17 protein-coding genes and 1 pseudogene (1 of these 18 running past the window's edge) are annotated in these 20,529 nt (G+C 73.9%); 5 read left to right on the forward strand and 13 right to left on the reverse strand.

All coding sequences use genetic code 11. From position 1 onward, the window contains the following. Together trpS and HA039_RS14425 are read left to right on the forward strand one after the other, a co-directional pair. Positions 1-351, forward strand: partial view of a tryptophan--tRNA ligase gene (trpS, locus tag HA039_RS14420; protein WP_167029104.1) — the 3' portion only. It extends 648 nt beyond the left edge of the window; only the last 351 of its 999 coding nucleotides appear in the window; its start codon lies off the left edge, out of view; the stop codon is at positions 349-351. Between the two features lie 221 nt (positions 352-572). Beyond that, the gene (locus HA039_RS14425) at positions 573-1,157 is read left to right on the forward strand and encodes an isochorismatase family protein (RefSeq protein ID WP_167029107.1); all 585 of its coding nucleotides are present in this window, start codon (positions 573-575) and stop codon (positions 1,155-1,157) included. A 382-nt stretch (positions 1,158-1,539) separates the two neighbouring features. Here HA039_RS14425 and proC read toward each other — a convergent pair whose 3' ends face one another. The 4 genes and pseudogenes from proC to HA039_RS14445 all read right to left on the reverse strand — a co-directional run bounded on the left by proC (position 1,540) and on the right by HA039_RS14445 (position 5,583). Next, positions 1,540-2,349, reverse strand: a complete 810-nt coding sequence (gene proC / locus HA039_RS14430; RefSeq protein ID WP_167029110.1) for a pyrroline-5-carboxylate reductase — start codon at positions 2,347-2,349, stop codon at positions 1,540-1,542. Positions 2,350-3,023: 674 nt separating this feature from the next. After that, positions 3,024-3,245: pseudogene (locus tag HA039_RS14435) on the reverse strand (pyrroline-5-carboxylate reductase family protein); the annotation flags it as partial. Positions 3,246-3,928: 683 nt separating this feature from the next. After that, on the reverse strand, positions 3,929-4,819 hold the full coding sequence (locus HA039_RS14440) for an ABC transporter permease (protein ID WP_243869429.1): 891 nt from the start codon (positions 4,817-4,819) through the stop codon (positions 3,929-3,931). Further along, complete coding sequence (locus HA039_RS14445) at positions 4,816-5,583, reverse strand: ABC transporter ATP-binding protein (protein WP_167029113.1); 768 nt, start codon at positions 5,581-5,583, stop codon at positions 4,816-4,818. The genes HA039_RS14440 and HA039_RS14445 overlap by 4 nt, the downstream gene beginning before the upstream one ends. 730 nt (positions 5,584-6,313) lie before the next feature. Here HA039_RS14445 and HA039_RS14450 point away from each other — a divergent pair. Continuing rightward, complete coding sequence (locus HA039_RS14450; RefSeq protein ID WP_167029115.1) at positions 6,314-6,577, forward strand: hypothetical protein; 264 nt, start codon at positions 6,314-6,316, stop codon at positions 6,575-6,577. Positions 6,578-7,157: 580 nt separating this feature from the next. On the opposite strand, the gene HA039_RS14455 is transcribed toward HA039_RS14450, so the two are convergent. From HA039_RS14455 to HA039_RS14470, 4 genes are all read right to left on the reverse strand, one after another. Beyond that, a complete protein-coding gene (locus HA039_RS14455) occupies positions 7,158-8,303 on the reverse strand; it encodes an NAD(P)/FAD-dependent oxidoreductase (RefSeq protein WP_167029118.1) in 1,146 nt (381 codons plus the stop codon). A gap of 232 nt (positions 8,304-8,535) precedes the next feature. Next, positions 8,536-9,300, reverse strand: a complete 765-nt coding sequence (locus HA039_RS14460) for a class I SAM-dependent methyltransferase (protein ID WP_167029121.1) — start codon at positions 9,298-9,300, stop codon at positions 8,536-8,538. A gap of 72 nt (positions 9,301-9,372) precedes the next feature. After that, positions 9,373-10,008 carry a hypothetical protein gene (locus tag HA039_RS14465; protein ID WP_425086339.1) on the reverse strand — a complete coding sequence of 212 codons (636 nt, stop codon included), beginning with the start codon at positions 10,006-10,008 and terminating at the stop codon, positions 9,373-9,375. 87 nt (positions 10,009-10,095) lie between these two features. Next, positions 10,096-10,446 carry an SH3 domain-containing protein gene (locus HA039_RS14470; RefSeq protein WP_167029124.1) on the reverse strand — a complete coding sequence of 117 codons (351 nt, stop codon included), beginning with the start codon at positions 10,444-10,446 and terminating at the stop codon, positions 10,096-10,098. A gap of 126 nt (positions 10,447-10,572) precedes the next feature. Here HA039_RS14470 and HA039_RS14475 point away from each other — a divergent pair, with 126 nt between their 5' ends. Beyond that, a complete protein-coding gene (locus tag HA039_RS14475) occupies positions 10,573-12,870 on the forward strand; it encodes a protein kinase domain-containing protein (protein ID WP_167029127.1) in 2,298 nt (765 codons plus the stop codon). Between the two features lie 115 nt (positions 12,871-12,985). Here the strand turns inward: HA039_RS14475 and ilvD are convergent, their stop codons facing one another. From ilvD to HA039_RS14495, 4 genes are all read right to left on the reverse strand, one after another. After that, entirely contained in the window at positions 12,986-14,836 is a 1,851-nt protein-coding gene (ilvD, locus tag HA039_RS14480) for a dihydroxy-acid dehydratase (RefSeq protein WP_167029130.1), read from the reverse strand. Positions 14,837-14,971: 135 nt separating this feature from the next. Then, entirely contained in the window at positions 14,972-15,589 is a 618-nt protein-coding gene (locus tag HA039_RS14485; protein WP_167029133.1) for a TetR/AcrR family transcriptional regulator, read from the reverse strand. Next, entirely contained in the window at positions 15,586-16,461 is an 876-nt protein-coding gene (locus HA039_RS14490) for a sugar phosphate isomerase/epimerase family protein (RefSeq protein ID WP_243869431.1), read from the reverse strand. Before HA039_RS14490 ends, HA039_RS14485 begins: the two co-directional genes overlap by 4 nt. Before the next feature lie 19 nt (positions 16,462-16,480). Beyond that, a complete protein-coding gene (locus HA039_RS14495) occupies positions 16,481-17,416 on the reverse strand; it encodes a Ppx/GppA family phosphatase (protein ID WP_167029136.1) in 936 nt (311 codons plus the stop codon). 39 nt (positions 17,417-17,455) lie between these two features. On the opposite strand from HA039_RS14495, the gene HA039_RS14500 reads away from it, so the two are divergent. Continuing rightward, positions 17,456-18,412 (forward strand): DUF3109 family protein, encoded by a 957-nt coding sequence (locus HA039_RS14500; RefSeq protein ID WP_167029138.1) that lies wholly within the window; start codon positions 17,456-17,458, stop codon positions 18,410-18,412. Between the two features lie 270 nt (positions 18,413-18,682). Here the strand turns inward: HA039_RS14500 and HA039_RS14505 are convergent, their stop codons facing one another. Next, the gene (locus HA039_RS14505; RefSeq protein ID WP_167029140.1) at positions 18,683-20,518 is read right to left on the reverse strand and encodes a hypothetical protein; all 1,836 of its coding nucleotides are present in this window, start codon (positions 20,516-20,518) and stop codon (positions 18,683-18,685) included. Positions 20,519-20,529: the final 11 nt, after the last annotated feature.

Genomic DNA, 20,529 nt, shown 5'->3' on the forward strand with positions numbered 1-20,529 from the left:
GTGGTGCGGAAGAAGGTCATGCGGGCGGTGACCGACAGCGGCTCGGAGGTGGCGTACGACCGCGAGAACAGCCCGGGTGTGGCGAATCTGTTGGAGATTCTCGCGGCGTGCGGGAACGCGGATCCGGGCGAACTGGCCGGTGCGTACGCGTCGTACGGGGCGCTGAAGAAGGACACGGCGGACGCCGTGGTCGAGGTGCTGCGGCCGTTGCGCGAGCGGCACGCGGTGCTGGCGGCGGATCCGGGCCAGGTGGACGCGGTGCTGAAGGAGGGGGCCGAGCGGGCGCGGGAGAGGGCGCGGCCGGTGGTCGACGCGGCGTATCGGGCGATCGGTCTGCTGCCGGCGGGCTGAGGGGGTTGGGGGGATGGCGGGGGCCGGCCGGTCCGGGGTGGGGTGCGGCGGGGATGGCGGGGGCCGGCCGGTCCGGGAGGGGATGGTGTGGAGCCCGGCCGGTCCGGGGTGGGGTGGGGCCGGCCGGTCCGGGGTGGGGTGGGGTGGGGTGGCAGGAAGTTGTCGGTGAGCGGCATCGCTTCCACTGTCGGCGGGCGGGGGGACGTCGGAGGATCGGGGGCATGGAGATCCGGGAGAACGCAGCGCTGGTGGTCGTGGACGTGCAGAAGGGATTCGACGAGGAGGTCTGGGGGCGGCGGAACAATCCTGACGCGGAGGGGAACATCGCCGCGCTGATCGACGTGTGGCAGTCGAGCGGGCGGCCGGTGGTGTTCGTACGGCACGACTCGGCGCAGGGGGAGGCGTCGCCGTTGCGTCCGGGGTACGTGGGGAACGACTTCAAGGACTTCGTGGAGCAGCGGCGGGGGAAGGGGAGCGGGCCCGAGCTGTTGGTGACGAAGAACGTGAACTCTGCGTTCTACGGGGAGCCGGATCTGGACGCGTGGCTCAGGGGCGCGGGGGTGGGGCAGGTCGTGGTGGTGGGGATCCAGACGAACATGTGCAACGAGACGACCGCGCGGATGGGCGGGAATCTCGGGTACGAGGTGTTCTTCGCGCTGGACGCGATGCACACGTTCGATCTGGAGGGGCCGTTCGGCTGGACGCTGACGGCGGACGAGCTGTCGCGGGCCACGGCTGTATCGCTGCACGGGGGTGGGTTCGCGAGGGTGGTGACTACGGAGGAGTTGGTGGGGGTGGCGGGGTGAGGGGGAGGCCGGGCGGGGCCGGTTGGGGCCGGAGGGGGTACGCCCGGGGGTGGTTGGGCCCGGGGGCCGGTTGGGCCCGGGGGCGGTTGCGCCCGGGGCCGGTTGCGCTGGCCGGGGGGTGCGTCCGGGGGGTGGTTGGGCCCCGGGGGTGCGCCCGGGAGGGGGTGCCCCCGGGGGCGGTTGCGCAGGGCGGGGCAGGCCCCGGGGGCAGGGGCCGAGAGGTCCGCAGGGGCCGAGAGCCTGGGGCCCGGGCCCCGGAGGGCCCGGAGGCCCCGGAGCCCGGAGGGCCGGGGTCGGGGCCGGGGCCCGGGATCCGGGGCCGAGGGTCGGGCCCGAGGGCCCTGGAGCCCGAAGGGCCGGGGCCCGGGGTCGGGCCCCGGGGTTAGCCGTTGCCTGAGGCGAGTTCGCGGCTGCGGTCTCGGGCTGCTTCGAGGGCGGCGATGAGGGCCGCCCGTACCCCGTGGTTCTCCAGTTCGCGGATGGCGCTGATGGTGGTGCCGGCCGGGGAGGTCACGGCTTCGCGGAGCTTCACCGGGTGTTCGCCGCTGTCACGGAGCATCACGGCGGCGCCGATGGCGGCCTGGACGATGAGGTCATGAGCCTGGGCACGCGGCAGGCCGAGGAGGATGCCGGCGTCGGTCATCGCCTCGACGAGGAAGTAGAAGTAGGCGGGGCCGGAGCCGGAGAGGGCGGTGGCCGCGTCCTGCTGGGACTCGGGGACGCGGAGGGTCTTGCCGACTCCGCCGAAGATCTCCTCGGTGTGGGTGAGGTGTTCGGCGAGGGCGTGGCTGCCGGCGGAGATGACGGACATGCCTTCGTCCACGAGGACGGGGGTGTTGGGCATGACCCGTACGACGGGGGTGCCGGTCGCGAGGCGTTCCTCGATGAAGGCGGTGGTGATGCCCGCGGCGGCGCTGATGACGAGTCGTTCGGGGGTGAGGTGGGGGCCCAGCTCGTCGAGGAGCTTGCCCATGTCCTGGGGTTTGACGGCGAGGATGAGGGTGTCGGCGCGTTTGGCGGCGTCGGCGTTGGTGACGGCTTCGACGCCGTAGCGGTCGTGGAGTTCCTTGGCCCGTTCGGGGCGGCGGGTGGTGACCAGGAGGTGCGCGGGGCGCCAGCCGGCCCGGATCATGCCGCTGAGCAGGGCCTCGCCGATCTTGCCGGTGCCGAGCACTGCCACTGTCTTGCTCATTACGGGGGTCACCTCGCCGGTGGGTGCGTGGGTGGGGCGGTCGTACGTGACCATCCTCGCACCGGGGGTGGGGGGTAGGGGGGTGGTGTCCGAGGGGCGGGCGGGGGGCGGGGGTGGGCCTCGGGGGCGAGTCCGGGGGCGGGGGCTTGTCCGGGGCCTGGGAGCATCCGCCGGGGGCCGGGGGGCGGGGTCCCGGGGGTAGAGGCCCGCCCGGGCCGGGGCAGGGCTCAGGCCGGGGGCGGGGTCCCAGGGGCAGAGGCCCGCCCGGGCGGGGGCAGGGCTCCCGGAGGGACGGTTGGGCCCGGGGCCGGAGGGCCGGTTGGGCCCGGAATCTCCGGGGGCAAGGGCCCGAGAGGCCTGCGGGAGTCCGGGAAGCCCGGGGCCTGGGGCATGGGGCCAAGGGCCTGGGGCCGGGCTGGGTCGGTTGGGCCGGGAGGCCCGGAAGACCGGGAGCCCGAGGCCGGTTGGGCCCGGGGGCCCGTGGGGGCAGGGATCCTGAAGGCCCGGGCCCCCCCGGGGGGGCCCGGGGGGGGCCCGGGGGGGGCCCGGGGGGGGCCCGGGGGGGGGCCCGGGGGGGGCCCGGGGGGGGGCCGGGGGGGGGCCGGGGGGGGGCCCGGGGGGGCCCGGGGGGCCCGGGGGGGCCGGGGGGCCCGGGGGGCCGGGGGGCCGGGGGTTCAGCCGTTGCCGGAGGCTAGTTCGCGGCTGCGGTCTCGGGCCGTTTCGAGGGCGGCGCGTACGCCGTGGTTCTCCAGTTCGCGGATGGCGCTGATGGTGGTGCCGGCCGGGGACGTCACGGCTTCGCGGAGCTTCACCGGGTGTTCGCCCCTGTCGCGGAGCATCACGGCGGCGCCGATGGCGGCCTGGACGATGAGGCCGTGGGCCTGGGCGCGGGGCAGGCGGTGTCCGCGGGCGGGCGGCAGCCCCGGGAGGGGCGCTGGGGGTGTCCGGGGGCGGGTGGTGTCCGGAGACGGGTGGTGTCCCGGGGCGGTTGCGGACGGTGGACGGTCGACGGTCTGCGACGGCAGATGGACGGCGGTCCGTAGTCGGTGGGGGGGTGGTCTGCGACAGCGGACGGTCGGTGGTCCGTAGTCGGTGGGGAGGTCTGCGACAGCGGACGGTCGGTGGTTGGGCGCCAGGTCGTGGCGGATGGACGCCGTCAGGCGGACGGTGGCGGACGCCGGGTCGTGGTCGGTGGAAGGTGGAGGGTCGGCAGGCAGCGACGGCGGACGGACAGCGGTCCGTGGTCGGTGGGCGGTGGTCTGCCACAGCGGACGGTCGGTGGTCGGTGGTTGGGCGCCGGGGCGGTGGCGGACGCCAGGTCGGCGGACGGGTGGCGGGTCGATGGCGGGCGGTAGGTGGCGGCGGGTGGGGTCAGTGGACGACGGCGGGCCTTGGCTCGCAGGCGCGGTGGACGGTTGGCGTCGGCGGACGACGGGCGGTCGGTGGAGGGCGGTGGGTCGGTAGCGGGTGGTGGGTCGGTAGGCGCTGGCGGGTGGGAGGCGGGGGAAGGGGGACGGACGGCGGGGCGTGGCGGGTGGCCGGCGGGGGGCTGGGGGTTGTTGGTGGGAGTGGGGTGGGGTTAGGGGGTGCGGCGGGGGAGGGTTGCGGCGCCTAGGGCCAGGACTACTAGGGCGCAGCCTGCGACGATCAGGGTGTCGCGGACGAAGTCGCCGGTGATGTCGGTGTGGCGGAGGACCTGGTTCATGCCGTCGACGGCGTACGACATGGGCAGGACGTCGGAGATCGCCTCCAGGACGGGTTGCATGGCGGAGCGCGGGGTGAACAGTCCGCACAGCAGCAGCTGGGGGAAGATCACTGCGGGCATGAACTGGACGGCCTGGAACTCGGACGCGGCGAACGCGGAGACGAAGAGGCCGAGCGCGGTGCCGAGCAGGGCGTCGAGGAGCGCGACGAGCAGGAGGAGCCAGGGCGAGCCGACGACGTCGAGGCCCAGGGCCCAGACGGCGAGGCCGGTGGCGAGGGTGGACTGGATGACGGCGAGCAGGCCGAAGGCGAGGGCGTAGCCGGCGATCAGGTCGCCCTTGCCGAGGGGCAGGGCGAGCAGGCGTTCCAGGGTGCCCGAGGTGCGTTCGCGCAGGGTGGCGATCGAGGTCACCAGGAACATGGTGATGAGCGGGAAGATGCCCAGCAGTGAGGCGCCGATGGAGTCGAAGGTGCGCGGGCTGCCGTCGAAGACGTACCGGAGCAGGACGAGCATCACGCACGGGACGAGGACCATCAGCGCGATCGAGCGCGGGTCGTGGCGGAGTTGGCGCAGGACGCGGGCCGCGGTGGCGAGGGTCCTGGCGGTGGAGATCGTGCCGGTGAGGCGGGAGGGTCGGGTGGGGGTGCTTCCGGGGGTTGGGGGGCTTCCGGGGGTGGTGGTGCTGCCGGTGGCGGCGTTGCCCGAGGTGGTGTTGCCGGTGGGGCTGCTGTCGGAGGTGCCGGGCTGGGGGGTCGTGGTGCTCATCGGGCGCTCTCCTGGAGTGCGTTGGCCTCGTCGACCAGGTGGAGGAAGGCTTGTTCGACGTTCTCGGAGTCCGTACGGGTCCGGAGGGCGTCGGGGGTGTCGTCGGCGAGGATCTCGCCATCCCGCATGAGGAGCAGGCGGTGGCAGCGCTCGGCTTCGTCCATGACGTGCGAGGAGACGAGGATCGTGGCGGCGCGCTGGGTGGCGATCCAGTGGAAGAGCTCCCAGAGGTCGCGGCGCAGGACGGGGTCGAGGCCGACGGTCGGTTCGTCGAGGACGAGCAGTTCGGGTGCGCCGAGGAGGGCGACCGCGAGGGAGACGCGGTTCAGCTGGCCGCCGGAGAGCCGTCCCGCGAGGGAGTCGGCGTGGGAGACGAGGGCGACGTCGTTGAGGGCGCGGGCGACGGTCTCCTCGCGGGCGGCGCGTCGGGCGCGTCCGGGGTCGAGGACGGCGGCGAAGTAGTCGAGGTTCTGGCGGACCGTGAGGTCCTCGTAGACGGACGGGGATTGGGTCACGTAGCCGACGCGGGAGCGCAGGGTGGCGTGGCCGGCGGGGTGGCCGAGGACGTCGAGGGTGCCGGTGACCTGGGCCTGGGTGCCGACGACGGAGCGCATCAGGGTGGATTTGCCGCAGCCGGAGGGGCCGAGGAGGCCGGTGATCTGGCCTCGCGGGACGGCGAAGTCGAGTCCGCGCAGGACGGTGCGGTCGCCTCGGCGGACGGTGAGGTCGCGGGCCAGGATGGCGGCTCCCGAAGAATTCATCATGTGATGAATAATGGGAGGGTGGGGGTGGCGTCGTCAAGGGGGTTGGCCTGGAACGGCCGTGGGGGCGGCCTTCGCGGCGAGGGAGAACTCGGCTGCGGGGGGCCGTGGTTACGTCATGCGGGGGGGCGTGGGTCCCCGCCCCCTGACACCCGGTCGGCCGAGCAGGCGGCCGCGCCCGGGGCGCCGAGGGCGCGCCGGTACCGCCGGCCTGGGTGGGCGGGCCCGGGGCGCCGGTACCGCCGGGCGCGCACAGGACGCCGGGGTTGAGGCCGTCGCACACGGCGCCGCCGAGGTTGAGGCCGTGGCACCCGGCTCCGCCGACGTCTGCCGCGCCACCGGCGGCCCCGCCGGGCGGCCGATACCGCCACCATCCCGGGCGCACCCGGGTCGCCGGGGTCGAGGCCGTCACACCCGGCTCCGCTGTCACCGCCCGCAGGACCGGCGGCCCCCTCGCCTGCGCCGCAGTCACGACCACCACCGGGGCCGTTGTGACCAAGGCAGAACCGCCACGGTCGCCGCCGCTGCGGACGCGGCCGGCGCCGTCGCGGCTCTCAAGACCCTCACCGCGGCCCTGGCCGCCGTCACCGCCTCGGCTGTGATCGCCGCCTGCGAGGTCTAGGCGCGGGCGGGGCGGTTACGGCGAACGGCATCGCGCACCCGGCGGCTTCACCCGGGCCGGTCCGCGCCTAGGAGTCGTTCGGCCGATCTTGCTGCTCGTTAAGGTGCTTGTGTGGCGAAGACGAGCGTGAGTAACGAGACCGACAGCATGCTCTGTCTGTGGGTGGAGCCGTGGGGAACCGATCACTGGATGCGTCCGGGTGAGGAGTTCACCGTCGTGACGCGGACAGCGCCCGAGGAGTCCCCGTTCAATGTCGTCGTTCACAGCCAGGGCATCACGGTGTGGGTGAATTCGGCCAACGATTCCGAGGTCTTCGACAAGAACGGCAACCCGGCTCCATGTGGGCACCAGCGGCCTGCCGGCGAGGGCTTCTGAGGTCACTCGGGGTCACTACGGCTCAGGCGCGGAGCCAGATGACGAGAGCTGCCGCCGTGGCCGTACCGAGGTCGGCATGCCCGCGCTTGTCCAGTGGTCGCCGCACGGCCTGTTGCTGTCAGCCTTGTCGGCCGTCAGGCTGTGCGGCTCCCTGCGGGGCCTTGCCAGCCCGACGCGGGGGATGTGGCTCTTCTCCAGGACGGGCATGAACCGCCCGATGTCAGGTGGAGCTTGCTGGTGAACCCGCACCGTGAGCGGCCCAGGTCCACCCCCACCAGGCGGACAACCGGGCTCTGGTGTTCCACCCCCGAGGCTCCCTTTGATCCAGGGGCCGGGGGTGCGGCGGTGTGGGCGCCGATCGGGTGCTGATGCGCGGGCGATGGTCTTCCATGGCCCGAAACGTTCGGGTCGCTTGCGCCGCTGCACCCCGGTCCGCCGTCGGTCGCCTGACGGTGCTTCCGCTACCTGCCGCAACGGCCTGTTGCTGATGGGCGGGAACGGCCGCAGCCGTTCCCACTCGACATCACCCAAACGGGAACTATTCGGGCATGGGGCGGTCCCATGGTCGGCTGGACAAGTCCTAGCCGATGCCGGGGACGTAGCGGAGGGCGGAGGGGTGGCGGGAGGCCAGGTGGAGCATGCGGACGGTCGAGAGCACGATCTGTTCCTTGACGTATGCGGCGGGGCGGCCGGTGAGGATCCGCGCGCGGGGTGAGTCGTCGGCGCGGACCGGCTGGATTACCCCGTCCTGGCGGCCGAGGCTCACGCACTGGAGCAGATAGCCGAAGCGCAGCGGTGGCGGTTCCTCGCCGCGCAGGTCGGCGGTGATGGCGACGGCGGCGTGCGCGCCGGTGGGTAGCGCGGTGGCGCACGCCATCCGCAGCGGGCCCGCGGCCTCGGTGTGGGCGGCAGCCGAGTCGCCCACGGCGTAGACCTCCGGGTGCGACACCGAGCGCAGTGCCGTGTCGACCGTGATCCGGCCGGCTCGGTCGACCGCGATGCCGGCGGCCGTGGCCAACCCTGTGGCCGGGACCATCGAGGCGGCCCAGAGCACTACGTCGGCGTCGACCGCGTCCGGGCTGGCGACGCGGTGGCCCTCCTCGGTCCGTACGCCCCGGGCGGCCAGCGCCGTACGGACATGGGCCCGGCCGCGGTTCGACAGGCTCGCGCCGACGATGCCTTCGGTGTGCAGTCCGATCCGCCAGCCGGGGTGGGACTCGGCGAGCTCGGTGGCCAGTTCGACGCCGGTGAGGCCGCCGCCTACGACGGCGAGGGTGCCGGGGCCTTCGAGGAGGCGCTTGTGGAGTTCGGCGGCGGACTCGGTGGTGTAGGCGCGGCCGCCGTTGGAGGGGGTGCCCTCGACCGGGGTGGGGGCGGGGGCGGTGCGGCTGCCGAGGGCGTGGACGAGGCGGTCGTAATGGAGGACCTGACCGTTGTCGGTGTGGACCTCGCGGGCGGCGAGATCGAGCCGGGTCGCGCGGGCGGCGACGTGGATGATGCCCGTACCGTGGAGGAATCCGTCGAGCGGGTGTGTGACGTCGGGGCGTCCGGAGGCCCGTTCGTGGAGGCGGACGCGTTCGGTGAAGTGGCCGGCCGGGTCGACCAGCGTGACCCGAGTGTGCGGCGCGAGGCGGAGGGCGGTCATCAGGCCGCCGTATCCCGCGCCGAGGACAACGACGTGGTGGGTGGAGGGGAGGTTCTTGTCCGGGGTCCGTGGAGGTGTCATGCAGGGTGGACGAGGTAGCCCCTGCGTTTTGTGACACCCCGTGTCACGTGGGGGGAGGAGGGGGGACGGGTGTGGAGGTGGGCGCGGGAACGCGGGGCGGCGCGGGGTGGGCGGTCGGGCTGGCTCGAAGGCGGGCGCGGGGCAGGCGCGGGCGGGTGTGGGCGGGTGTGGGCGGGGGCGAGCGGGTGTGGGGGGATCGTTTTGTGGGGTGGGCTCTTGTTGGGGGGTGGGTCTATGGGGTGGACGGGCCGGTGGGGCGGTATGTGAGGGTCAGTTCGACGACGTATGACTCCTCTACCGTTCCGTCGGGGAAGAGTCGGAGTAGTTCGGCGCGCTCTCGGGTGAGGAAGGCGGTTGTGGCGCGGTCGCCCAGTACGCGGAAGACCGAGTGGCTGCCCAGGTTGTCCAGGTGGGTGTCGAGCGGAACGCGGCGCGACCAGGGGATGCGGCGTTCCACGGTCCGGGGGTCCGTCGGCAGGTGGCGGTCGCGTGTCCCCGTGCCGTGGGCGCCGTGGGCCGGGCCGCCCGCGTCCTCGCGCAGCCGGGCCTCCTGCTCGGCGATCCAGGGCACGGCGCGGTCCGAGACGTTCCACCAGAGGGCGAGCGCGCCGCCGGGGCGCAGGACCCGCATCGCCTCGGGGAGGGAGCGGGCCGGGTCGGTCCAGTGCCAGGCCTGGGCGTACGTGACGAGGTCGGCGGCGGCGTCGGCGAGGGGCAGGGCGTCGCCGAAGCCCCGTACGAGCGGTACGTCCGGGGCGGAGAGGCGCAGCCGGGCCGCCATGCCCGGACCCGGTTCCACGGCGACGACATCGGCCCCGCGCTCACGCAGCAGCCGGGTGGCGATCCCCGTACCGGCGCCGACGTCCACGACGCGGGAGCCGCGCAGCGGGCGGCCGGTCAGGGTCTCGATCGTGTCGAACAGGGCGGGCGGGTAGCCGGGGCGGGCGGTGTCGTACTGCTCGGCGACGGCGTCGAAGGAAAGTGCGCGCTCGGTCATCTGGCAGACACATCCTGTCCGGGGTGTGGGGGGTGTGGGGGTGTGGGGGTGGGGGGATGCGCGAGGAGGTGCTCAGCGGCGTTTGGGGCGGCGGGTCTTGGGGGTGGCGCGGGAAGCGGGGTTTCCGGTACGGGCTGCCCTGCGGCGTTCGTACTCGGTGACCGCCGTCTCGTACTCACGGCGCCGCAGGCCCTCCCCCGGCGCCTCGGTCAGCGAGCGGACGAAGTACGCGAGCAGCGAGCCGACGAAGCCGATCATCTTGAGGCTGCGCAGGGACGCGTCGCCCTCCGGGTCGGCCGGGCGGCGGGAGAAGCCCTCCCAGGTCCGGCGGAACGCGATCGCGCCGCACACCGCGAACATCACCACGACCACGGCGTCCAGGAAGCCGCCCACCCCGGCGATCTCCAGGCCCTGGTACGCGAAGCGCAGTACGAAGCACGCGGCGACGGCGGCGGACAGCGAGCCGACGGACGCCCCGGCGCGGCGCAGGCCGTAGCCGCCGTCGTGGCGGAGCCAGGTCGTGCCGAAGAGGGGCAGCGCCTCCGGCTCGGGGCCGGGGACGGACGCGGCGGGGGTGGGGGTGCCGGGGGCCGTCCCGTTCCCGGTGGCCGCCGCGCCGTTCGCCGCGGTGGTGTCGGGCGCCGTCGCGGAGTCGGTCGCCGTCGTCGCGTTCGTGGTGCGCTCGGGTCGTTCGGTGTGCTCGCTCACGGGATCGAGTATCCCTGGCCGGATCCCGCCGTGCGCACGGTGACCGCCGTGTCACCGTGCGCACGCGCCGGAATCACGCGGCCGGGATCAGGAGCAGTGCGGCGCCACGTACCCGTCGGAGCCCGTGTGGACGTACGCGTCGGACACGAACTGGCCGTTGGCGATGCAGTCCCAGAGGTTGCTGGTCCCGTACGGTCCCGAGATCCACTCCCCCGGCTTCTGGCAGTTGATCGGCACACTCGTCCCGTACGCCAGCACCCGGACGATCTGGTAGTTCGTCCCCGGCCCGCTGCGCACGTTCACCTGGTAACCGGGCGCGATCGGGTAGCGCTTGGCCGCCGCGAGTGTGGTGACAGCGAGATCCGCCGCCACTTCCGCGGACGCTTTCGCGGACGGTTCCGCCGCCACCGGAGTGTTCTCCGCCTCTTCGACCGACATGTGTCCTCCCCCATTGAAGGTGCGCACCCTGCGCGCCGCGCAGGCTAGCAACCCGTGGCTGGATCGCACGCATCATCGACTAGGCTCCGTGCGTCGCGCTTGCGCACGAACACACGGGGGTGGGCTGTGCCACCACTGCGCAACACCGGGCAGGCCCCGGAAGCGGAGCGTCCGGAATACGCCGGTCGCTACCTGCTCGAATCCGACCTGGGTTCGGGTGGCATGGGTGCGGTCCATCTGGCCACATCCGCTTCGGGGTTGCGCCTGGCCGTCAAGATCATTCACTCCAACCACGCCTCGGATCCCGAGTTCAGGGCCCGTTTCCGGCAGGAGATCGCGGCCGCCCGCCGGGTCAGCGGCGCGTTCACCGCGCCCGTCGTGGACGCCGACCCGGAGGCCGAACGGCCCTGGATGGCCACGCTGTTCATCGACGGCCCCACCCTGTCCGAGCGGGTGAAGCGGAGCGGGCCGCTGGGTACGGACGAGCTGATCCAGCTCGGGGCGGGCCTCGCGGAGGGGCTGCGGGACATCCACCGGGCCGGGGTGGTGCACCGCGACCTCAAGCCCAGCAACGTCCTGCTCGCGGCGGACGGCCCGAAGGTCATCGACTTCGGCATCTCGCGCCCCTCGGACAGCGATCTGCACACGGAGACCGGCCGGTTGATCGGCACGCCGCCGTTCATGGCGCCGGAACAGTTCCAGCGGCCGCGTGAAGTCGGCCCGGCGGCCGACGTGTTCGCGATGGGCGCGGTCCTCGTCCACGCGGCGACCGGCCGGGGGCCCTTCGACTCCGACAGCCCGTACATCGTCGCGTACCAGGTCGTGCACGACGAACCGGACCTGTCGGGCGTCCCCGAGGGCCTCCTGCCGCTGATCGCCCGCTGTCTGGCGAAGGAGCCCGCCGACCGGCCGACGCCCGACGAGCTGATGGCCGCGCTGCGTACGGACGCGAGGGGAGTGGACCGCCGGGGCGCGGACGCGACGAGGGGTACGGTGACCGCGCTCGTCCCGCCGAGCCGGGCGCACCGCACCGGCGGCGGTGACCCGACCCCCACCACCCATCCCAAGGCGGGCCGGTCCCGGGCCGGGCGGCCGTGGACCGTGCTGTCGCTCACCCGCCGTCGCCCGCGCGCCCGTTGGGCCGCGATCGGCGTCGTCCTGGCCGTGGTGACCGGTGCGGGTCTGGTGGGGATGCACGCCGCCGGTGACGGGACCGGGGCCGCGCCCGCGAAGGCGCGCGCCGACCGAGTGGGCGCCGCCGGACGGGAGTTCCGCCCCTGGGACCTCCAACTGCGCGGCGGTACGGGCGAGAACCGCATGTCGGTGTGTACGGCGGACGGTACGGGCGTCTACTGCGCGGCCCCCGGCATCAAGGCGGCCCGGCTCGACCCGGTGAACGGCCGCCTCGCCTGGTCGTCCGGGGACACCGCCACGGCGAAGACCGGCGTGGGCGGCGCGGCGCCCTTCCTGTCGGGCGGCCTGCTGCACGTCATCACCGCGAACGGCGGCCGCCTGGAGGCGCTCGACCCCGCCTCGGGGAAGAAGCGCTGGGGCGCCGACCTGTCCGCGTACCCGGTGGTGCGCCATGCCGGCGACTCGGTGCTGCTGGTGTCCCCCGGCGGTGTGGTCCGCTCGCTCGACAGCGCGACGGGCAGGGAACGCTGGAAGGCGTCGAGGGGCGGACCCGGCTCGCTCTGGGTGGCTACACCGGCTACACCGGCGACACCGGCGACAGCCGCGGCAGCCGCCAGGGCCACGACAGCCGCGACACCGGCAGACGGTGACAAGAACCGGGCCGGCGCGGGCGGCGAGCTGTTCGCCGTGAGCGGGTCCTCCGACGGTACGTCCACCCAGGTCACCTCGGTCGACCCCGCGACCGGCGCCACGCGCTGGGAGCAGCGGATCACCGGCACGCTGACCCCGGTGTCCGCGTCGGACGGCGCGCTCTACCTGCTCGCCGGCGATCTCGACAGCATGACCGTCGGAGTCGTACGGCTGGACACGGCGACCCGTGACGTACGCCGCGTCCCGCTGTCGTCCCCGCTCGACCAGGCCCAGGCCACCGTCGACGGGGGCACCGTCTACCTCATCGGCTACTCGGGGTCGCTCGTCGCCGTCGACACGGGCGGGAAGGGCGGGAGCGGGGCCGCCGAGCGCTGGCGGCTGGAGACCTCGGTCGCGTGGACGTCGGCCCCGGTGGTCCTGGACGGGCGGCTCTATCTCAGCGCGGGGGACGGCCGGCTGCTCGCGGTGGACGCGCGGCGCGGGGTGCTGGTGGGCGAGACGAAGCCCCGGATGGACGACGGGCGGCACACGTTCACCGCGACGCTGGCCGCGCCGGTCGCCGTACCGGGCCGGGTGTACGCGAGCGCGCCCGACGGTTCCGTCTTCGCCGTGGACAGCCGCGACCCGTCGCGCTGGTGACGTACGGCGGCTGATCTTCCCGGGACATCCGGCGCGACGACCGTGGGCCCCGTACCCCCGGATCCAGGGGTACGGGGCCCACGGCCGCCTGCTGCGAAAGTCAGCCCGGTCGAGGTCAGCCCAGTCGCGAGACGTCGCGCACCGCGCCCTTGTCCGCGCTTGTTGCCATCGCCGCGTACGCGCGCAAGGCCGCCGAGACCTTGCGTTCGCGGCCGACCGGCGCGTACACCCCGCCCAGGGTCTCCCGGCGCGTCTCCAACTCCTCGTCGGGGACGAGCAGTTCGATCGAGCGGTTCGGGATGTCGATGCGGATCCGGTCGCCGTCGTGGACCAGCGCGATCGTGCCGCCCGAGGCGGCCTCCGGCGACGCGTGGCCGATGGACAGGCCCGAAGTCCCGCCGGAGAAGCGGCCGTCGGTGACCAGCGCGCAGGCCTTGCCCAGGCCGCGGCCCTTCAAGTACGAGGTGGGGTAGAGCATTTCCTGCATACCGGGGCCGCCGCGGGGACCCTCGTACCGGATGACGATCACGTCACCCTCGGCGATCTCCTTGCGGAGGATCTTCTCGACGGCCTGGTCCTGCGACTCGCAGACGACGGCCGGGCCCTCGAAGGTCCAGATCGACTCGTCCACGCCGGCCGTCTTCACGACGCAGCCGTCGACCGCCAGGTTGCCCTTGAGGACCGCCAGGCCGCCGTCCGCGCTGTACGCGTGCGCCACGTCGCGGATGCAGCCGCCCGCCGCGTCCGTGTCCAGGGTGTCCCAGCGCTCGGACTGCGAGAAGGCCTCGGCGGAGCGGACGCAGCCGGGCGCCGCGTGCCACAGCTCGACGGCCTCCTCGGAGGGGGAGCCGCCGCGCACGTCCCAGGTCTCCAGCCACTCCTTGATGCTCGGCGCGTGGACGGTGTGCACGTCCTCGTGGAGCAGGCCGCCGCGGTACAGCTCGCCGAGGATGGCGGGGATGCCGCCGGCGCGGTGGACGTCCTCCATGTAGTACGTGCCGCCGGGGGCGACGTTCGGCGCGACCTTCGCCAGGCACGGGACGCGGCGCGAGACGGCGTCGATGTCGGCGAGGTCGTAGTCGAGCTCGGCCTCCTGCGCGGCGGCGAGCAGGTGCAGGATCGTGTTGGTCGAGCCGCCCATGGCGATGTCGAGGGCCATGGCGTTGTCGAAGGCCGCGCGGGTGGCGACGGCGCGGGGCAGGACGGACGCGTCGTCCTGCTCGTAGTAGCGCTTGGTGATCTCGACGACCGTACGGCCCGCGTTCTCGTACAGGGCCTTGCGGGCGGTGTGGGTGGCGAGCACAGAACCGTTGCCGGGCAGCGACAGGCCCATGGCCTCGGTCAGGCAGTTCATCGAGTTGGCGGTGAACATGCCGGAACAGGAGCCGCAGGTCGGGCAGGCGTTCTCCTCGATACGGAGGATGTCCTCGTCCGAGACCGACTCGTTGACGGCGTCCGAGATCGCGTTGATCAGGTCGAGCTTGCGGACCGTGCCGTCGACCAGGGTCGCCCGGCCGGCCTCCATCGGGCCGCCGGAGACGAAGACGGTGGGGATGTTGAGGCGCAGCGCCGCGTTGAGCATGCCCGGCGTGATCTTGTCGCAGTTGGAGATGCAGATCAGCGCGTCCGCGCAGTGCGCCTCGACCATGTACTCGACGGAGTCGGCGATCAGGTCGCGGGAGGGCAGGCTGTAGAGCATGCCGCCGTGGCCCATGGCGATGCCGTCGTCGACCGCGATCGTGTTGAACTCACGGGGCACGGCGCCCGCGGCCTTGATCGCCTCGGAGACGATCCGGCCGACCGGGGCGAGGTGGGTGTGCCCGGGGACGAACTCGGTGAAGGAGTTGGCCACGGCGATGATCGGCTTGCCGATGTCCGCGCTCGCCACCCCGGACGCCCGCATCAGGGCACGTGCGCCCGCCATGTTCCGTCCGTGGGTGACAGTGCGGGACCTCAGCTCGGGCATCGTCGCTCGCTCCTTCGGTGAATCCTCGGATCCGGGGTCGAAAATGACTGTCTACGAGCGTACGCCCCGGCTCCAGGATCTGGACGGGTTGTCCGCAATACGGAACGACTGCCCACTTTCCGGGCGCGCCCCCGGTCAGGCTTCCGCGTCCGTCAGGTACCGCTGGAGCGTGGGCGCCACCATCGCGACGATCTCCTCGGTGGGCACGGACGCGAGGGGCTCCGCCTGGATCACGTACCGCAGGACCATGATCCCGACCATCTGCGAGGCGGCCAGCTCCGCGCGGAACGTCGGGTCCGGTACGTCCAGCTCCTCCGCGATCCGCTCCAGGAGGCGTTGCAGGACGAACGTGCGCAGGATCTTCGCGGCGGCCTCGTGCGTCAGCGCGGACCGGACGATCGCGAGGAGCGGGGCCCGGCTGACCGGGTTCTCCCACACGCCGAGGAAGAAGCGGGCGAGGCGCTCGCCGAGCCCTTCCGCGCCGCCGGCCAGCAACTGGGGCAGCAGGAGGGCGGGCTCGAAGGAGACCTCGACGGCGGCGGCGAAGACCTCGTCCTTCGTACCGAAGTAGTGGTGCACGAGGGCCGGGTCGACGCCCGCGGCCTTGGCGATGCCGCGTACGGACGTCTTGTCGTAACCGCTCTCGGCGAATTCGGTACGGGCCACCGCGAGGATCTTCTCGCGCGTGCCGGGGCCGGTCTCGGACGCGTCGCGCGCGGGGCGGCCGCGGCGGCGCGGAACGGTGTCCGTCATGGCCGGCGCGCTCCCGCCGAGGAGGACGGGGTGCCGGGGGCCGCCGAGGGCGACCCGGTCCCGGTGGCCGACGACGCCAGGTGCAGGCGCGTGAACGCCAGCGCCTCCGCCAGATCCGCCTCCCGCTCGGCCGCCGACATCGCGCGCCGGGTGTTGACCTCGATCACCACGTGCCCGTCGAACGCGCTGCCCGCGAGGCCCTCAAGCAGCGCGGCGCACGGCTGCGATCCGCGCCCCGGCACCAGGTGCTCGTCCTTCGCCGAACCGTTGCCGTCGGCGAGGTGGACGTGCCCCAGCCGGTCGCCCATCCGCCCGGCCATCTCCAGGGCGTCGTTGCGGGCGGTCGCGGTGTGCGAGAGGTCGAGGGTGAAGTGCCGGTAGTCGTCCTTGGTGACGTCCCAGTCGGGGGCGTACGCGAGCATCTCGCGGTCCCGGTAGCGCCACGGGTACATGTTCTCGACCGCGAACCGTACGTCCGTCTCGTCCGCCATCCGCCAGATGCCCTCGACGAAGTCGCGCGCGTACTGGCGCTGCCAGCGGAACGGCGGGTGGACCACCACGGTGGACGCGCCGAGCTTCTCGGCCGCCGCCCTGGCCCGCTGGAGCTTGACCCACGGGTCGGTCGACCAGACCCGCTGGGTGATGAGCAGGCAGGGGGCGTGCACCGCGAGTATCGGGACGCCGTGGTGGTCCGAGAGGCGGCGCAGCGCCTCGATGTCCTGGCTGACGGGATCGGTCCAGACCATGACCTCGACGCCGTCGTAGCCCAGGCGCGCGGCGATCTCGAAAGCCGTCGCCGTGGACTCGGGGTAGACCGAGGCCGTCGACAGGGCGACCTTCGCATCCGGGATGCGCACCACTGGTTCTGCCACGGAGACAGCCTACGGGCCGTTACCGGGTGGTCGGGAGATGATCCAGCCGGTTCAGGATCACGCCCTCGCGCAGCGCCCAGGGGCAGATCTCCAGCACCTCGACCCCCAGGAGATCCATCGCGCCCTCCGCGACCAGCGCCCCGGCCAGCAGTTGCGCGGATCTGCCGTCGGAGACGCCGGGCAGGGCGGCGCGGCGGAGGGTGGTCATGCCGGCGAGTTTCGGCACCCACTCCTCCAGTGACGAACGACTCAGTTCGCGCTGGACGTAGAGCCCGTCGGCGGAGCGCGCCGCGCCGGCGATCCTGGCCAGCTGGCGGAAGGTCTTGGAGGTCGCCACGACGTGGTCGGGCTTGCCGAACCGCGCGAACTCGCCGACGGTACGGGCGATCTCGGCGCGTACGTGGCGGCGCAGCGCCCGTACGTCCTGGGGGTCGGGGGGATCGCCGGGCAGCCAGCCCGCGGTGAGGCGGCCGGCGCCGAGCGGCAGCGAGACCGTGGCGTCCGGCTCCTCGTCCAGGCCGAACGCGATCTCCAGCGAGCCGCCGCCGATGTCCAGGACCAGCAGCTTCCCGGCGGACCAGCCGAACCAGCGGCGGGCGGCGAGGAAGGTCAGCCGGGCCTCCTCGCGGCCGGTGAGCACGTCGAGGTCGACGCCGGTCTCGGCCTTGACGCGGCCGAGCACCAGGTCCGCGTTGCTGGCCTCGCGTACGGCGGAGGTCGCGAACGCCAGGACGTCCTCGCAGCCCTTGTCCTCGGCGGCCTGGAGCGCCCCGGCGACGGTCGTCACGAGGCGGTCGAGGCCGACGGGCCCGATGGCGCCGTCGGCGTCGAGGAGTTCGGCGAGGCGCAGCTCGGCCTTGTGCGAGTACGCGGGCAGGGGCCGGGCGCCGCGGTGGGCGTCGACCGCGAGCAGATGAACGGTGTTCGAACCGACGTCGAGGACTCCGAGTCTCATGGACCGAACGCTACTGCCGCCGCGGCATACGCTGGACCCGTGCCAAAGACGAAAAAGGCGAAGCCGGGCAAAGCCACGGTCAAGGTCCGGGACACCGTTTCCGCTGAGAACGCGCGGACGGCCTCCGAGACGCACCCCGACACGAAGTACCAGCAACTGGAGGCGCACACGGACCCGGCGGGCGAGCGGGGCGCCGACGGGGGTGTCCGTCGGGGCGTTCCCGACGACGACGAGAAGGGCATCGACTTCGCCCGGGCGTGGGTGGAGTTCCCCGACCCGGCGGACGAGGACCAGGTCTTCCGGTGCGATCTGACGTGGCTCACCTCACGGTGGTCGTGCGTCTTCGGCAGCGGCTGCCAGGGGATCCAGGCGGGCCGCGCCGACGACGGGTGCTGCACGCTGGGCGCGCACTTCTCCGACAAGGACGACGAGAAGCGGGTCGCGAAGCATGTGGCGCGGCTGACGCCGGAGCAGTGGCAGTTCCACGAGGAGGGCACGGCGGGGGGTGGCTGGACGCAGACCGACGAGGACGGCGAGCGTCAGACGCGCCGCTGGAACGGGTCGTGCATCTTCCAGAACCGGCCCGGTTTCGCGGGTGGCGCGGGGTGCTCGCTGCACATCCTGGCGCTGTCCGAGGGGCGGGAGCCGCTGGAGACCAAGCCGGACGTGTGCTGGCAGCTGCCGGTGCGGCGTACGTACGACTGGATCGAGCGGCCCGACGACACGAAGGTGCTCCAGGTGTCGATCGGGGAGTACGACCGGCGGGGGTGGGGGTCGGGGGGGCATGACCTGCACTGGTGGTGTACGTCTGCGACGTCCGCGCACGGGGCGGGGGAGCCGGTTTTCCGTACGTACGGGCCTGAGTTGACGGAGATGATGGGGGCGGAGGGGTACGCGGAGCTGGTGGCGTTGTGCGAGCGCCGGCTTGCGAGCGAGTTGCCGCTGGTCGCGCCGCACCCGGCGGACCCTTCGCCTGCCGGCGGGCCTCGCGTCTGACGGCGCCTGCCCGGTGCTCGGGCGCGGCTCACTGTGTCCTCAATCGCCGGACGGGCTTGATGTGGCTCGCCCCCGGTGCCGGGTGCGGGTCAAAGATGTCCTCAAACGCCGGACGGGCTTGATTTGTCTGGACGTGCGCCTGGAAGGGGGGCGGGCAGTGCAGGACGCGGCCCCTGCCCGACCCCCGGCGACGAGCCGCAGGTCAGATCCGGGCCGCAGCGGGCACACCCAAGCCCGTCCGGCGATTGAGGACAGCCGCGACTCGGGTGCTCAGGTCGGGGTGGGGGACGGGTCTGGGGGTGTGGGGTTCTCGGAGGTCGGTGGGGGGTTCGACGGGGGTGGGTCCGTCGGGGGGTCCGGGGACGGTGGGGGTGTCGGGGGGTCGGAGGACGGGGGCGGGGTCGTCGGCGGCGGCGTTGACGGGGGTGGGTCCGTCGGGTGGGTCGGGGACGGGTGGGTCGGGCGCGGGGGCGTGCGGCCGTAGCCGTCGAGTTTCACGACCGCCCCGGACGGGTGCAGCAGGACACGCGCCGACCACGCCCCGGCGGGCTCGTACCGCTCGACGATCAGCACCCGGAGCGTGATCGAATCGCCCGGAGCCAACGTCCCCGAGCTGCTGCTCAGCCGCAGCCACCGCGCACTCGTCCCCGCCGACCACGTCACCGGCGTGCCCCCGTACGCCCGCAGCGTCAGGGTGGTCGCGCCGCCGTACGACCGGGCCTCGACCGCGAGCCGGCCGGGAGCCGGCTGTCCCGGGCGGGCCGGGGGCGGGGGCGGGCCGTCGCTGATCACCTCGACCGAGACGTCCGGCGTACGGCCCCCGGGTCCACCCCGGCCGCCCGCCCCGCCGGGCCCGGCCGGGCCGAAGCCCTCCTCCGCCCGCACCTGGGCGTTGCCCGCGTTCTCGTACCGCTCGTACGCGCCGCCCTCGTCGTCCGGCCGCCCCTCGCCGTCCCTGGCGCTGATCGACGGGCCGTCCTGCCCCTCCCCCGCCTGCGGGCCGCCCCGGTACGCCGCCCACAGGGCGAGCACCGGCGCGGCCACGACCGTCGCCACGACGGTGGTGGTCACGGCGCGGGCGCGCAGCCGGTCGCGGCGGGCCGCGCGGTCCTTGGGGTCCATCGGGAAGCCGTTGCGCCCGAAGCGCGGGGCGCTCGCGCGGCCGCGCGGGGCGCGGATCATCGCGGTGTACGCGGCGGCCCTCGGCGCCTCGACGAGGGGCAGGACCGCCGGTGAGGTACGCGTACGGGCCGAGGGTGTCGTACGGGAACCGGGCCACGGGGCAGACGCCTCGGCGCGCTCGGCGACCCGGCGGCACAGGGGGCAGTCGTCCACGTGCCGGACCAGTTCGCGGCGGAGCGTGGCGGAGAGCAGGACCTGGTGGTCACCGGTGAGGCGGGCGACCGAGGGGCAGCTCCCGGTCTCGACGACCGCGAGGGCGGCGCGGGTGCGTTCCACCTCGCACGCGGCGGAGGCGAGCAGCTCGCGGGCCGCCGTCAGCTCCATCGACAGGACGGCGGCCACCTCGTGCGGGCCGAGCTGGTGCCGTACGGCCAGCTCCAGGATCTCGCGCTGCTCGGGGGTGGTGCCGGCGGCCTCGGGCCAGGCCAGCTGGGCCAGTTCGTGCCGCCGGCGCTCCTCGGCGGCGGCGGCCGGGACCGGGTCGGCGGCGGAGTACGCGGCGGGGGCGGAGTACGCGGCGGAGGCGCCCGCGCCACTCCCCCGGACCGGCGCACCCGCGTTACCCGGCGCGCCCCGCGTGGGCTCCGGCTCGCGGTGGGGCGAATGCGCCCCCTGGCGCTTGCGGCGCTGCGCGGTGAGCTTGCGCAGGCACGCCCAGCGGGCGAGCGCGTACAGCCACGCCTTGCGCTCCCCCGCGTCGGACGGCGAGCGCCCGAACTGCCGCTCGGAGAGGGCGAGGACGTCACCGAGCACCTCGGTCGCCGCGTCGTGGTCGCAGAGCACGGAGAGGCAGTAGGTGAACAGGCCGTCCAGATAGGGCTCGTACCGTACGGGGGGCCGCCGCTCCGGGGAGCGGGGCGCGCGACGGGGCGCGCGATGTGCGCCGGTGGTGTGCGGGGAGGTTTCCGGACTGCTGCTGGTCACCCGGTGACGTT

The organism is Streptomyces liangshanensis (genome assembly GCF_011694815.1).
GTDB lineage: Bacteria > Actinomycetota > Actinomycetes > Streptomycetales > Streptomycetaceae > Streptomyces > Streptomyces liangshanensis.

Bases quoted from the DNA above. Each gene is read 5' to 3' on its own strand.
- HA039_RS14495 (WP_167029136.1), bottom strand. From the start codon at position 17,416: ATGAGACTCGGAGTCCTCGACGTCGGTTCGAACACCGTTCATCTGCTC.
- HA039_RS14485 (WP_167029133.1), bottom strand. From the start codon at position 15,589: ATGACGGACACCGTTCCGCGCCGCCGCGGCCGCCCCGCGCGCGACGCG.
- HA039_RS14425 (WP_167029107.1), top strand. From the start codon at position 573: ATGGAGATCCGGGAGAACGCAGCGCTGGTGGTCGTGGACGTGCAGAAG.
- HA039_RS14440 (WP_243869429.1), bottom strand. From the start codon at position 4,819: ATGAGCACCACGACCCCCCAGCCCGGCACCTCCGACAGCAGCCCCACC.
- ilvD (WP_167029130.1), bottom strand. From the start codon at position 14,836: ATGCCCGAGCTGAGGTCCCGCACTGTCACCCACGGACGGAACATGGCG.
- HA039_RS14460 (WP_167029121.1), bottom strand. From the start codon at position 9,300: ATGACCGAGCGCGCACTTTCCTTCGACGCCGTCGCCGAGCAGTACGAC.
- proC (WP_167029110.1), bottom strand. From the start codon at position 2,349: ATGAGCAAGACAGTGGCAGTGCTCGGCACCGGCAAGATCGGCGAGGCC.
- HA039_RS14445 (WP_167029113.1), bottom strand. From the start codon at position 5,583: ATGATGAATTCTTCGGGAGCCGCCATCCTGGCCCGCGACCTCACCGTC.
- HA039_RS14470 (WP_167029124.1), bottom strand. From the start codon at position 10,446: ATGTCGGTCGAAGAGGCGGAGAACACTCCGGTGGCGGCGGAACCGTCC.
- HA039_RS14455 (WP_167029118.1), bottom strand. From the start codon at position 8,303: ATGACACCTCCACGGACCCCGGACAAGAACCTCCCCTCCACCCACCAC.